The following is a 14,020-nucleotide window of genomic DNA, read 5'->3' on the forward strand; positions in this document are numbered from 1 at the left end:
GAAATTACTTAGGCATCAGGACCGTATCGATAACGTCAATCACGCCATTCTTCTGATTCACATCATAGGTGCTGATGCTGGCCACGTTGCCTTTCCCATCCTTAAGCTGAATATTGTGCGGGCCGTTGCTCATGATCCACAGCGGCTGGCCGTTCACGGTTTTCAGCTCCGCATGACCGCCGCCCGCTTTGATTTTTTGCTCCAGCTGTTTCATGTCGTATTTCCCGGCCACCACGTGGTAGGTAAGGATGCTGGTCAGCATGGCTTTGTTTTCTGGTTTGATGAGCTTATCCACGGTCCCGGCAGGCAGTTTGGCAAAAGCCGCGTCGGTTGGCGCAAAGACGGTGAAGGGACCCGCCCCTTGCAGCGTGTCTACCAGGCCCGCGGCCTTAACGGCGGCAACCAGAGTGGTGTGATCTTTTGAATTCAGGGCATTTTCAACAATGTTTTTAGAAGGATACATTGCCGCTCCGCCCACCATCACGGAATCATTCATCATGGCGGCCGTGCTTAACGCGCTGAACAGTAAGGTAGTTGAAACGGCGGAAACGAAATATTTGTTCATGGTTATTTCCTCATCGTATTGGAGCGAGCCAGGTGCTCACACTCTGATATACGGACGGGGAGGAAAATCGGATGCAGGAAAAACGAAAAATTTTTAAAAAAGGCTAAAAGCCGTTGGCCTCCTTGCTCTTCGTCCCGTCTTCACCAACACTTATCATTAACGTAAAGTGCCTTTACAGTTTTCAAACTTTCTTCATAAGTATTAACATATGCGCAAATGTTCCAGATGGTTCGTCTGGACGCTCGCCCTTCTCACCTGATGAATTTGTACTGATGAAAATGATGCCACACGGAAAGTCCCGCCTGTCCCTGCTCCTGCTGCCAGCCCTGTCGCCATGGGTTTCTCCCGCCTTCGCCGGAGAGACGCCTAAAAATAACGAACAAACCATGGTGGTAACCGCCACGCCTGGCGTAGTTTCTGAACTCGACGCTCCCGCCGCGGTCAGCGTCGTTTACGGCGACGATATGCGCCAGGCCGCACCGCGCGTGAACCTCTCGGAAAGCCTGAGCGCGGTCCCCGGTTTGCAGGTGCAGAACCGCCAGAACTACGCGCAGGATTTACAGCTGTCGATTCGCGGCTTTGGTTCACGCTCAACCTACGGCGTGCGCGGCGTAAGGATGTACGTTGACGGTATTCCTGCCACCATGCCGGATGGCCAGGGCCAGACGTCTAACATTGATATCAACAGCGTGGACAGCATCGAAGTCCTGCGCGGGCCGTTTTCTGCGTTATACGGCAACTCATCCGGCGGCGTAGTCAACGTTACGACCACAACCGGCACTCAGCCGCCTACGCTTGAAGCCAGTACCTACTACGGCAGTTTTGGCAGCTGGCGCAACAGCGTCAAAGCCACGGGCTCTACCGGCGACGGCACCCAGGCTGGCGATGTCGATTATTCTGTGTCCGCATCACGCTTTACCACCCACGGCTATCGTGACCACAGCAGCGCGCAGAAAAACCTCGGCAATGCCAAACTGGGCGTGCGCCTGGACGATGCCAGCAAGCTGACTTTTCTGTTCAACAGCGTGGATATCGATGCAAACGATCCGGGCGGCCTGACCGAACAGGAGTGGCACGACAACCCAACCCAGGCCCCGCGTGCCGAGCAGTACAACACCCGTAAAACCACCAAACAGACGCAGGCTGGCCTGCATTACGAGCGCCAGCTGACGGCGAATGACGATCTGAGCATCATGGCCTATGCCGGCGAGCGGGAAACGACGCAGTACCAGTCGATTCCCGTTGGGCCACAGCTTAACCCTACCCATCCGGGCGGCGTGATCCAGCTTTCCCGCCACTATCAGGGCATTGATTCCCGCTGGACGCATCGCGGCAACCTGCTCTCCATGCCGTTCACCTTCACGACGGGCCTTGACTACGAGACGATGTCCGAGAAGCGTAAAGGCTTTGAGAACTTTGTGGTGGAGAACGGCACCACGGTGCTGGGGGAAAAAGGCGATATGCGCCGCGATGAACGCAACCTTATGTGGAACGTTGACCCTTATCTGCAGACTGCCTGGCAGTTCACCGATAAGCTCAGCCTGGACGCGGGCGTGCGCTTCAGCTCGGTCTACTTCGACTCCAACGATTTCTACGTTACCGGCGCCAACGGGGATGACAGCGGCGACGCGAGCTATCACAAATGGCTGCCTGCGGCGTCGTTAAAGTACGCGATTACGGATGCGTGGAACGTCTACACCTCGGCGGGCCGAGGTTTTGAAACGCCAACCATCAACGAGCTGTCCTATCGCGATAGCGGCCAGTCCGGGCTGAACTTTGGCCTGAAACCGTCCACCAGCGACACCATTGAAGTAGGCAGCAAAACCCGCGTTGGCAACGGCCTGTTCACCGCAGCCGTATTCCAGACGGATACCGACGATGAGATCGTCGTGGATCAAAGCAGCGGCGGGCGCACCACCTACAAAAACGCCGGTGAAACTCGCCGTCGCGGCGTTGAGCTTTCGCTCGATCAGCAGTTTGCCTATGACTGGCGGGTGAAAGCAGCATGGACTTATCTTGACGCAACCTACCGTACTAACGTTTGCGGCGACGACAGCTGCAAAGGCAACCGCATGCCGGGTATCGCCCGCAACATGGGATACGCGGCGCTGGAATACGCCCCTGCGGAAGGTTTTTATGCCGGTGCGGACGTGCGTTATATGAGTGATATTCAGGCCGACGATGAAAACGATGCGAAAGCGCCGACCTACACCGTCGCGTCGCTGAACAGCGGCTATAAATTCCGTATCCGCGAAAGCTGGCTGCTGGACGTCTGGGGACGGGTGGATAACCTGTTCGACCGGGATTATGTCGGGTCGGTCATCGTTAACGAGGGCAACGGGCGCTATTTCGAACCCGCACCGGGCCGTAATTACGGCGTTGGCGTAAACCTGAGTTATTCGTTCCTGTAACCAACGGCCTGGGGTGGATGATGCTTGTGCTTATCCACCCTGCGCAGGTCGGATAAGCGAAGCGTCATCCGACAAAACATCGGTGGATAACGCTGCAATACGGGGGCGAGATTTTCATTCACGCTACATTTCCGGGCATTCCACTTTGCCAATCGCGTCCCAGTAGTTTTGCTGATTGTTACGCTCCAGGGCTATTTTCGCATCGCGGACGTGGCGCTGGTTCTCTTCCGTAGACATGATTTTTGCGGCCAGCGCATCGTCAGTCATGGGCTTTTGCGTATGGCAGGCCTTTTTCAGATCGCCCAGGATCTGTAGCTTGCTGTTCCCGAACTGCAGGTCCTTGAACGGGGAATCGGCCAGCGCGCTGGTACAGAACAGGCAGCTTAAAAGCAGGACGGTTACTTTGGTAGCACTCATAAGATCTCCTTGAAGCATGAGCATGGGTGAGGTTTTCTTAACTATATGTACAGCGCTGGCAATGCGCAACCGGGCAGAGACCATCGGTTCAGTCCGGCACCAGCCGACGACAGACGCCCAGCACCAGCGTTCTTAGCCAGCGGTGAGCCGGATCGACCTCGTTGCGCGGGTGCCACATCTGCGAAACGGTCAGGCCGCGAGTTTTCACCGGCAGCTCGAAGACGTGAAATGCATCGTCAGCCTGATTCAGCAGGAAGGAGCCCGGCACCAGCGCAACGAGGTCGGACGCCTTTGCCACCGCAAGCGACGCCGGAAAGCCCGGCACCACGGCGGCAATATTGCGCTGCAAACCAATATCCGCCAGCGCTTCGTCTACCGGCCCCGTCACACGCTCCCGGCGGGATGCCACGACATGGCCGAATGCCACATAATGTTCAGCGTTTATCACGGGCATTGCCGCCAGCGGATGTCCTTTTCTGACGACGCCGACAAAGCGGTCCCGGAACAGCGCCTGCAGGCGGATCTCCGGCCCCATCTCCCCCAGCGTGCCAATCTCTAAATCCACCAGCCCTTCCCGCAGATGTCTTGCGTTTTTTTCAGGCTTTGGCGCAAAGCGTAAACGCGCCTTTGGCGCTGCTGCGGCAACCTCCGCGATCAGCTGCGCGCCAAACGCCTCGACAAATCCGTCATTGGCCCGAATGACAAAGGTGCGGTCTAAAGCCGTCAGGGAGAGTCCGGCTGAGGAGGGGCTGAGCAGCGCGCGGGCCTCAAACGCCGCGTTTCTCGCCCGCTCGCGGATCTCCTGCGCGTAGGGAGTGAGCACCATGTTGCGCCCGGCTCTCACCAGCAGAGGATCGCCCGTAGCCGTTCGCAGGCGGCCTAGCGTGCGGCTCATCGCCGAAGCGCTTAATCCCAGGCGGCGGGCAGCCCCGGCCACGCTTCCTTCAGCCAGAAACGTGTCGAGGGCGATGAGTAAGTTGAGATCTGGTTCAGTCATACCGCATCTTAGCATCACATATGGCGTTTCGTGCAGGTTATAACTGCAACCGCTGCGCCTTCCGCCTTATCTCCCCGCTGGCTATAGTCCCCGCATCAACAATTCCCCACCGAACGGCAGAGGTATTCAATGGCACTTTTTTCTGATCAACCCGGCGATGAGGGACTTCCGGGACGCGAGCGGCGTTTAGCGACAATCGCAGTAATGACCACCACAACGATGGCGGTCTTCGACGGCTCGATGGTTAATATCGCTCTTCCACAGATTGCAAAGGCGCTGAACGTGACGGCAGGCGCGTCCGTCTGGGTCGCCAACGGCTATTTATTATCTGCGGCAATGACGCTGGCGATTTTCGCTGCCCTCGCCACCCGCCTTGGCTTCCGCCGCCTTTTCACCTTTGGCCTGGCGCTGTTCACCTTTTCCTCACTCGGCTGTGCGCTCTCTTCCTCTCTCGATATGCTGGTCGTGATGCGCATCGTTCAGGGGATCGGCGGCGCGGCAACGCTGAGCATCGCACCCGCCATCCTGCGGACAATATTCCCCAACCGGCTGCTGGGGCGCATCCTCGGCATGAACGCCCTGCTGATTGCCACCAGCACCGCCGTCGCGCCGCTGCTCGGCGGCACCCTGCTCTCTTCTTTAGGCTGGCCGTGGCTGTTCGCCATAAACGTCCCGCTGGGCGTTATCGCGTTTCTGCTCAGCCTGCGAGTTCTACCCGCCAATCAGACCAGCCAGAGCAAACCCTTTGACTACGCGGGCGCCCTGCTTTCGGCCGTTATGCTCGGCGCACTGATCGTGGCGGCAGACAGCTTTGCCAAAGCAGACGCTCACGAGCTGCTCAGCGCAGCGGCCTATGGTCTGACCGCCATCGCCGCGGCCGGGCTGTTTATCTGGCGTCAACGCCGCGCTGCGCAGCCGCTGCTGCCGCTTGAAATGTTCGCCTCATCGCGATTCTCTCTTGCTGCGCTCACCTCGCTTGCTTCTTTTGTCAGCCAGGGCATCACGTTCGTCGCCCTGCCGTTCCTGTTCCAGAGCGTCTACGGCCACAGCGTTTTCGTTTCGGCGCTGCTGTTTATGCCGTGGCCGGTTGGCATCATGCTTGCCGCCCCGCACGCCGGACGCCTGGCGGACCGCTATCCGCCCGCAATGATTTCCACCGTTGGGCTGTGCGTATTCGCCGCCGGTCTGATCCTGCTCGCGCTCCTGCCGGAACAGGCTCAGACCTGGGATATCGCGCTGCGCAGCCTGATTTGCGGCCTCGGGTTCGGCTGTTTTCAGAGCCCCAATAACCGCGAGATGCTGGCTAACGCGTCGCGAGAGCACAGCGGCTATGCCTCTGGCGTGCTGGCGATAATGCGTACTTTTGGGCAATGCCTGGGCGCGGCGCTGGTCGGGGTTATTCTGTCGTTCTGGCTGCACACCGGAACCGGCGTGGTGCAGGAAGCTCAGGCGGTGCGCATGAGCCTGTGGCTGGCTGCGGCCGCTACGATTTTAGCCGTTGGCTTCAGCAGCCTGCGTAACCGACGCCGCCTGCCGCAGCGGGCCTGAGGCTATTTAAATCCGTATTAACGAGGCGCGGCGGCTGGCGTTTTGCTGGCCCTCGCCCCGTTCACCGTGATCTGACTCGCAAATTTCAGGCCGTTTTACCTCCCCTTAACCGCTTATCCCGTCAGATAACCGCTTATTCCCCCCAGTGACCGCTAAGCAGGTTTTCCCCTTCTTCGCGGGCAAATTTGGCACCCTGTTGCCCGAAAACAGGCCTCCTTCTCCGACACCGACTTTAAACATACAAATCTGAGAAGGCTTTTTCATTTGTCCTTAAATCACTGGGTTAATTATGAACAAAAACAATTTATTAAAGCATCTGCCCTGGATGGTTATCGCCATCCTGGGCGCCTGCTGCCTGGGCGTGGTTGCCCTGCGGCGGGGTGAACACATCAGCGCGCTGTGGATAGTCGTGGCTTCGGTCTCGGTCTATATCGTGGCCTATCGCTACTACAGCCTCTACATCGCGCAAAAGGTCATGCAGCTCGACCCTAACCGCGCGACGCCAGCCGTGCTGAACAACGACGGACTGAACTACGTGCCAACGAACCGCAACGTGCTGTTCGGCCACCATTTTGCCGCTATCGCCGGGGCGGGTCCGCTGGTCGGGCCGGTGCTTGCCGCGCAGATGGGCTATTTACCCGGCGTGCTGTGGCTGCTGGCGGGCGTTGTGCTGGCCGGTGCCGTGCAGGACTTTATGGTGCTGTTTATCTCCTCGCGCCGTAACGGGGCTTCCCTGGGCGAGATGATCAAAGAAGAGATGGGCCCGGTTCCCGGCACTATCGCCCTGTTCGGCTGCTTCCTGATCATGATTATTATTCTGGCCGTGCTGGCCTTAATCGTGGTTAAGGCGCTGGCGGAAAGCCCGTGGGGCGTGTTTACCGTTTGCTCTACGGTGCCGATCGCCCTGTTTATGGGGATCTACATGCGCTACATCCGCCCGGGACGCGTGGGCGAGATCTCGGTGATTGGCGTGATCCTGCTGGTGGCTTCCATCTGGTTCGGCGGCGTGATTGCCCACGACCCGTACTGGGGCCCGGCGCTGACCTTTAAAGATACCACCATCACCTTTGCCCTGGTTGGCTACGCGTTTGTCTCCGCCCTGCTGCCGGTCTGGCTGATTCTGGCCCCGCGCGACTACCTGGCGACCTTCCTGAAAATCGGCGTTATCGTCGGGCTGGCCATCGGCATCGTGATCCTGAATCCTGAGCTGAAAATGCCTGCCCTGACCCAGTACACAGACGGCACTGGCCCGCTGTGGAAAGGCGCGCTGTTCCCGTTCCTGTTTATTACTATTGCCTGCGGTGCGGTGTCTGGTTTCCACGCGCTGATCGCCTCCGGCACCACGCCAAAACTGCTGGCCTGCGAAACCGACGCGCGTTTCATTGGCTATGGCGCCATGCTGATGGAGTCTTTTGTGGCGGTGATGGCGCTGGTTGCCGCTTCTATCATCGAGCCGGGCCTCTACTTCGCCATGAATACGCCGCCTGCGGGCCTGGGCATTACCATGCCAAACCTGCATGAGCTGGGCGGTGAGAACGCACCGCTTATCATGGCGCAGCTAAAAGACGTGACCGCCCACGCCGCCGCCACCGTCAGCTCCTGGGGCTTTGTTATCTCCCCTGAGCAGATCCTGCAAACGGCGAAAGATATCGGCGAGCCATCCGTGCTGAACCGCGCGGGCGGTGCTCCTACGCTTGCGGTAGGCATTGCACACGTGTTCCACAAGATCATGCCGCTGGCGGACATGGGCTTCTGGTATCACTTCGGTATTCTGTTTGAAGCCCTGTTTATCCTGACGGCGCTGGATGCGGGCACGCGTTCCGGGCGCTTTATGCTGCAGGATCTGCTGGGTAACTTTATTCCGGGGCTGAAAAAAACCGATTCGCTGGTGGCAGGTATTATCGGCACCGCTGGCTGTGTTGGCCTGTGGGGCTATCTGCTGTATCAGGGCGTGGTCGATCCGTTAGGCGGCGTGAAAAGCCTGTGGCCGCTGTTTGGTATTTCGAACCAGATGCTGGCCGCCGTCGCGCTGATCCTCGCCACCGTCGTGCTGGTGAAGATGAAACGCACCCGCTATATCTGGGTTACCGTGGTGCCTGCACTGTGGCTGCTGCTCTGCACTACCTGGGCGCTGGGCATGAAGCTGTTCAGCACCAATCCGCAGATGGAAGGCTTCTTCTATATGGCCGGCCAGTATAAAGAGCGCATTGCTAACGCCGGTGCGGATCTGACGCCGGAGCAAATCAGCAACATGCACCACATCGTCATCAACAACTATACTAACGCCGGGCTGAGCATCCTGTTCCTGATCGTGGTGTACAGCATCATTTTCTACGGTATCCGCGCGATTAAGCAGGCCCGTAATAACGACCAGCGAACCGACAAAGAGACGCCGTTTGTGCCGGTGCCTGAAGGCGGCATTGAGATCTCCAACGGTCATTAATCTCTGGGTTTTGTAGGGGGGATAAGCGTCAGCGTCATCCACCGCTTTGCCTGCTTCGACAGGTGAAGTTAACGGGTGACGCTGCGTTTATCCAATCTGCAAAAGAGGTTTCAGCAAGCTCCAGAGGTGACAGATGTTTGATAACTTAGGCGCGGCAAAAAAGTATCTCGGCCAGGCCGCCCGCATGCTGGTGGGCATCCCGGATTACGATACCTACGTTTTGCATATGCAGACTAACCATCCGGATAAGCCCGTGATGACCTACAAAGAGTTTTTCCGTGAACGCCAGCAGGCGCGCTATGGCGGGGACGGTAAAGGCGGAATGCGTTGTTGTTAACAGGAAAAATTATGACCCCGATTGCGGTAACAGTTTTAACCGGCTTTCTCGGCGCAGGGAAAACCACCCTTTTACAGCAAATTCTCCATAAGCAGCAGGATCATAAAATAGCGGTTATCGAGAATGAATTTGGTGAGATGCCCATCGACAGCCAGCTGCTTGGCGACGGCGCCACCCGCATCACCACGCTTGCCAACGGCTGCATCTGCTGTACCCGCTCCGGCGAGCTGGAAGCGGCGCTGCTGGATCTGCTGGACGGCTACGACAAAGGCGAGGTTTCTTTTGACCGGCTGGTTATCGAGTGTACCGGCATGGCCGACCCAGGGCCGATTTTACAGGCCTTCTTCGCCCACGAAATCATCTGCGAGCGCTATCTGCTGGACGGGGTTATCACGCTGGTGGACGCGGTGCATGCGGGTTCACAGCTGGATAAATTCGCTATTGCCCAGTCGCAGATTGGCTATGCCGACCGCATCCTGCTGACCAAAACTGATATTGCCGGTGACAGCCAGGAGTTGATTGAGCGGCTGCAGCGCATCAACGCGCGGGCGCCCGTCTATAAAGTTGTACAGGGTGAGATCGACCTGGCGCTGCTGTTTGATACCCGTGGGTTTATGCTGGAAGAAAATGTGGTGGTTGCAAAACCCCTCTTCCACCGCATAGCCCCAGCTGAAAACGCCGTCTCGTCTATTGTTGTGGAGCTGGACTACCCGGTCGCGCTGTCCGCGGTGTCTGCCGTCATGGAACAGCTGCTGAGCAGCTTTGCGGATAATTTGATGCGCTATAAAGGCATGCTGTGGATCGAAGAGCAGCCGTGCCGCCTGCTGTTCCAGGGCGTGCAGCGGCTGTACAGCGCCGACTGGGATCGCCCATGGCAGCCGGACGAAACGCCGCGCAGCGCGCTGGTGTTCATTGGTCTGCAGCTGCCCGAAGCCGAAATCCGTGAGGCCTTTGCCCGGCTACGGCCTGCCTGATACAACGGTGGGCTTTACAGCCCCACCGTCTCCTTCAGCGCTTTCAGATAGCGGCGGCTGACCGGCACGATTTGCCCGTCGCGCAGCAGCAGCTCCGCCTGATTTTTATCCTCCAGGCGGATCTCCTTCAGGTAATTCATGTTCACCAGGTACTGCCGGTGGCAGCGCAGCAGCGGCGTGCGCGTTTCCAGCGTGCGCAACGTCAGCTCGGTGAAGCTCTCCGTGCCGTCCTGACGGGTAACGTACACCCCGCCCACCCGGCTGCTGACAAAGGCCACATCCTCCAGCTGTAGCAGCCAGATCCGGCTGCTGCTGAGGCAGGGGATAAATTTCAGCGGCTGCTGGTAGTCCGGCAGCTGCGAAACGTCCTGCTGCTGATTTCCCTGCCGCAGCCTGTCCAGCGTCTTTTGCAGACGTGCCGTCTGAATGGGCTTCAGCAGGTAGTCAAAGGCGCACTGTTCAAAGGCCTGCACCGCGTACTCATCAAAGGCGGTGAGGAAAACAATGTGCGGGCGATGCTGTTCGTCGAGCATGCCGACCATCTCCAGCCCGCTGATGCGCGGCATATGAATATCCAGAAACACCACGTCGGGACGGAGCTTATGAACGGTGCCAATCGCCTCTATGGCGTTGGCGCACTCCCCGACGATCTCAATGTCGCTTTCGTCCTCCAGCAGCAAACGTAAATTCTCGAGCGCCAGCGGCTCGTCATCAACAATCAGTACTCTCAACATGCGGATCCCTCCACCGGCAGTCTTAAGGTGACGCGGGTAAACTCATCGGGTTTGCAGATTACGGTAATACCGTAATCGTCGCCAAAACGCGCGCGCAGGCGTTTATCTACCAGGCTCATGCCCAGCCCGTCGCTGATTTTTTCCGGCTGGTACAGCCCGGCGTTATCTTCCACCTCAACAACCACCAGCCCGTTTTCGCCGTAGGCGCGAATAATGATATTGCCGTTGCACAGCAGGTGCGAAGTGCCGTGTTTAATGGCATTTTCCACCAGCGGCTGCAAAGTGAATGCGGGCAGGCTGTGCTGTGACAGCGCGTCCGGCACCTGTAAATCCACCTTCAGCTGGGTCGGGAAGCGCGCCAGCTCAATTTGCAGATAGGCGTTTACGTGCTCCAGCTCGTCGGCCAGGGTGACCGTGCCGGAGGAGCGCTTAAGATTTTTGCGAAAGAACGTCGACAGGTAGTGCACCAGCTGCCCCGCTTTCTCACTGTCGTTACGGATGACCGCCATCAGCGTGTTCAGGGCGTTGAACAGGAAGTGCGGGTTCACCTGGGCATGCAGCAGCTTGATTTCCGACTGCGCCAGCAGCGCCTTTTGCTGTTCGAACTTGCCGGCAAGGATCTGGGCCGACAGCAGCTGGGCGATGCCTTCCCCCAGCGTGCGGTTGATGGAGCTGAAGAGCCGGTTACGGGCCTCGTACAATTTTATCGTGCCGATAACCCGCTTATTTTCACCGCGCAGCGGGATCACCAGCGTTGAGCCGAGCTTGCAGTTGGGGTGCAGCGAGCAGCGGTAAGGCATCTCGTTGCCGTCCGCATAGACCACCTCGTCGTGCTCGATGGCCCGCCAGGTGTAGTCAGAAGAGATGGGTTTGCCCACCAGATGGTGATCGTCACCGATGCCGGTAAAGGCCAGCAGCTTTTCGCGATCCGTGATCGCCACGGCGCCGATATCCAGCTCCTTAAGCAGCACCTGCGCCACCTTCATACTGTTCTCTTCGTTAAAGCCCCGCCGCAGGATCCCCTCCGTCGAGGCCGCCACTTTCAGCGCCGTCGCCGAGAAAGCCGAGGTGTATTTTTCAAACATGGCGCGCCTGTCCAGCAGGATGCGCATAAACATCGCGGCGCCCAGGGTGTTGGTCACCATCATCGGCGCGGCAATATTGCTGACCAGCGACAGCGCGTCCTGGAAAGGCCGGGCGATAAGCAGAATGATCGCCATCTGCACCATTTCCGCCACGAACGTGACGCCGCCTGCCACCAGCGGATTAAAAATTTTATCGGGCCGCCCGCGCTTGATGAGCACGCTGTGAACAAGGCCGCCCAGCAGCCCCTCCGCAATGGTGGAGATCATGCAGCTGAGCGCCGTCATTCCGCCCATGGAGTAACGATGAATGCCCCCGGTCAGGCCCACTAATCCACCGACCACCGGCCCACCCAGCAGGCCGCCCATTACGGCACCAATAGCGCGGGTATTGGCAATTGAATCTTCGATATGCAGGCCAAAATAGGTGCCCATAATGCAGAAGATGGAGAAGGTGATGTAGCACAGCAGCTTGTGCGGCAGACGCACGGTGACCTGCACCAGCGGAATAAACAGGCGCGTTTTGCTCATCAGCCAGGCGATAACCAGAAACACGCACATTTGCTGTAACAGCAGCAAAACTAAATTGAATTCATACATATCCGGACATCCGTTATCCAACACGCCGCTACTCTACCCTGCAACGGAAACTATTTCTTTGAATCAGCCTGAAGTTACCGAAACGCGCCGTGACCGCGAGCTAAATTCATCAGCACATCAAGCGCTTTTCAGAAAGTGTCGGCAAGCGGCTTGATCGCGACAGCGATTCAGTTAACACTGTATATATTCACAGTACATATGAGTAACCGACCATGATGTTGTACCGTCCTGATGACAATCTGTCTTCGCTGACCCTGCCCTTTTTCCTGGAACGCGTCTCTGCGGGATTTCCCAGCCCGGCGCAGGATTATATAGAAAAAGGCATCGATCTAAATGAGCTTTGCATCAGTCATCCCGCAGCGACCTATTTCGTGATGGCTACCGGCATGTCGATGATAGACGCCGGGATTTACGAAGGGTCATTGCTGGTGGTCGACAGAAGCCTGCAGGCGAGACATGGTGACATCATCATTGCGTCAGTCGGCGGCGAGTACACTGTAAAACGCCTTTGCACCCATCCTCTGCTGCAACTTATTCCCATGAACCCTAATTTCCCGCCGATTATCCTGCAGGAAGGGGGTGAGGATCTGGAAATTTTTGGCGTCGTCACGTTCAGCATTAATGGATTTAAGTGATGTTTGCCCTGGCCGACGTTAATTCATTTTACGCAAGCTGCGAAACGGTATTTCGCCCGGACCTGAAGGGACGTCCCGTTGTCGTTCTGAGCAACAACGACGGTTGCGTCATAGCGCGTAATGCTGAAGCAAAATCGCTGGGCGTCCCGATGGGGACTCCGTGGTTCAAAATGCGCAGCGAGTTTGAGCGGCATAAAATAGTGACGTTCAGCAGTAACTACGCCCTGTACGCCGATATGTCTGCCCGGGTGATGACAATTCTGGAAGAGATGTCTCCCTGCGTCGAAATTTACTCCATTGATGAAGCTTTTATCGATCTGCACGGGGTGAGCCACTGCCAGAATCTGGAAACCTTCGGACAGGAAGTCAGAGCAAAAGTCCTGCAGTGGACAGGCTTAACCGTCGGGGTGGGCATCGGGCCGACCAAAACGCTCGCCAAACTTGCCAATCACGCGGCTAAAAAATGGCCGCAGACGGGCGGCGTCGTCGACCTCTCCATCATGGCGCGACAGCGTAAATTAATGAATCTGGTCGATGTCGGCGACGTCTGGGGCATTGGTCGCCGTATCTCTAAAAAGCTTAACGACATGGGCATTAAAACGGCGCTCCAGCTTGCCGATGCGTCAGCGCCCTTCATCAGAAAGCATTTCAGCGTGGTGCTTGAACGCACGGTACGAGAGCTGCGCGGCGAGTCCTGCCTGGCGCTCGAGGAATTTGTCCCGACAAAGCAGCAAATTATCTGTTCACGTTCGTTCGGCGATCGGGTCAGCGACTATGAACAAATGCGGGAGGCCATTTGCAGCCATGCCGCCCGGGCAGCGGAGAAATTACGTGGCGAACATCAGTATTGCCGCCATATTTCCGCCTTCGTGAAAACCAGCCCCTTTGCCGTCAATGAGGCCTATTACGGCAATACCGCCGGAACAAAGCTTCAGACGCCAACCCAGGATAGCCGTGATATTGTTGCCGCGGCGACAAAGTGCCTGGATACCATCTGGCGGGAGGGGCACAGATTTCAGAAGTGCGGCGTCATGCTGGGAGATTTCTACAGCCAGGGCGTAGCGCAGCTCGGTTTATTCGACGAGTATCAGCCCCGCAGCAACAGCGAACAGCTGATGGCCGTTCTGGACGGCATCAACCACAGCGGCAAAGGCCGCATCTGGTTTGCCGGTCAGGGCATTCAGAAAAGCTGGGAAATGAAACGCCAGATGCTCTCCCCGGCTTATACCACCCGGTTTAGCGATTTGCTGCGCGCGAAACTGTAGCCCTAATAATCA

General features: G+C 57.6%; 12 protein-coding genes. 7 read left to right on the forward strand and 5 right to left on the reverse strand.

Annotated elements, in window-relative coordinates:
- Nucleotides 1-4: 4 nt before the first annotated feature.
- The gene (locus AAE045_RS07125) at nt 5-565 is read right to left on the reverse strand and encodes a fasciclin domain-containing protein (RefSeq protein WP_455547106.1); all 561 of its coding nucleotides are present in this window, start codon (nt 563-565) and stop codon (nt 5-7) included.
- A gap of 281 nt (nt 566-846) precedes the next feature.
- Here AAE045_RS07125 and pqqU point away from each other — a divergent pair, with 281 nt between their 5' ends.
- Entirely contained in the window at nt 847-2,976 is a 2,130-nt protein-coding gene (pqqU, locus tag AAE045_RS07130) for a TonB-dependent receptor PqqU (RefSeq protein ID WP_455547179.1), read from the forward strand.
- A 123-nt stretch (nt 2,977-3,099) separates the two neighbouring features.
- Here the strand turns inward: pqqU and AAE045_RS07135 are convergent, their stop codons facing one another.
- On the reverse strand, nt 3,100-3,393 hold the full coding sequence (locus AAE045_RS07135; protein ID WP_455428008.1) for a YicS family protein: 294 nt from the start codon (nt 3,391-3,393) through the stop codon (nt 3,100-3,102).
- Between the two features lie 88 nt (nt 3,394-3,481).
- Nucleotides 3,482-4,390: a LysR family transcriptional regulator gene (locus AAE045_RS07140; protein WP_455547107.1), complete on the reverse strand. Its 909-nt coding sequence runs from the start codon at nt 4,388-4,390 to the stop codon at nt 3,482-3,484.
- Between the two features lie 129 nt (nt 4,391-4,519).
- Between AAE045_RS07140 and AAE045_RS07145 the strand changes: the two genes are divergently transcribed.
- The 4 genes from AAE045_RS07145 to yjiA all read left to right on the forward strand — a co-directional run bounded on the left by AAE045_RS07145 (nt 4,520) and on the right by yjiA (nt 9,692).
- On the forward strand, nt 4,520-5,938 hold the full coding sequence (locus AAE045_RS07145; protein WP_455547108.1) for a DHA2 family efflux MFS transporter permease subunit: 1,419 nt from the start codon (nt 4,520-4,522) through the stop codon (nt 5,936-5,938).
- Nucleotides 5,939-6,227: 289 nt separating this feature from the next.
- The gene (locus tag AAE045_RS07150; protein WP_455547109.1) at nt 6,228-8,381 is read left to right on the forward strand and encodes a carbon starvation CstA family protein; all 2,154 of its coding nucleotides are present in this window, start codon (nt 6,228-6,230) and stop codon (nt 8,379-8,381) included.
- A gap of 133 nt (nt 8,382-8,514) precedes the next feature.
- Nucleotides 8,515-8,718, forward strand: coding sequence for a YbdD/YjiX family protein (locus tag AAE045_RS07155; RefSeq protein ID WP_105592421.1), 204 nt, complete (start codon nt 8,515-8,517; stop codon nt 8,716-8,718).
- Between the two features lie 11 nt (nt 8,719-8,729).
- A complete protein-coding gene (gene yjiA, locus AAE045_RS07160; RefSeq protein ID WP_455547110.1) occupies nt 8,730-9,692 on the forward strand; it encodes a GTPase in 963 nt (320 codons plus the stop codon).
- A gap of 14 nt (nt 9,693-9,706) precedes the next feature.
- Here yjiA and btsR read toward each other — a convergent pair whose 3' ends face one another.
- Both btsR and AAE045_RS07170 read right to left on the reverse strand, forming a co-directional pair.
- The gene (btsR, locus tag AAE045_RS07165) at nt 9,707-10,426 is read right to left on the reverse strand and encodes a two-component system response regulator BtsR (RefSeq protein ID WP_455547111.1); all 720 of its coding nucleotides are present in this window, start codon (nt 10,424-10,426) and stop codon (nt 9,707-9,709) included.
- Nucleotides 10,420-12,108, reverse strand: coding sequence for a LytS/YhcK type 5TM receptor domain-containing protein (locus AAE045_RS07170; protein ID WP_455547112.1), 1,689 nt, complete (start codon nt 12,106-12,108; stop codon nt 10,420-10,422). The genes btsR and AAE045_RS07170 overlap by 7 nt, the downstream gene beginning before the upstream one ends.
- Before the next feature lie 212 nt (nt 12,109-12,320).
- Between AAE045_RS07170 and umuD the strand changes: the two genes are divergently transcribed.
- Nucleotides 12,321-12,743 (forward strand): translesion error-prone DNA polymerase V autoproteolytic subunit, encoded by a 423-nt coding sequence (umuD, locus tag AAE045_RS07175; RefSeq protein ID WP_271128748.1) that lies wholly within the window; start codon nt 12,321-12,323, stop codon nt 12,741-12,743.
- On the forward strand, nt 12,743-14,008 hold the full coding sequence (locus AAE045_RS07180; RefSeq protein ID WP_455547113.1) for a Y-family DNA polymerase: 1,266 nt from the start codon (nt 12,743-12,745) through the stop codon (nt 14,006-14,008). Before umuD ends, AAE045_RS07180 begins: the two co-directional genes overlap by 1 nt.
- Nucleotides 14,009-14,020 lie beyond the last annotated feature (12 nt).

The organism is Dryocola clanedunensis, assembly GCF_038405435.1.
Classification (GTDB): Bacteria; Pseudomonadota; Gammaproteobacteria; order Enterobacterales; family Enterobacteriaceae; genus Dryocola; species Dryocola clanedunensis_A.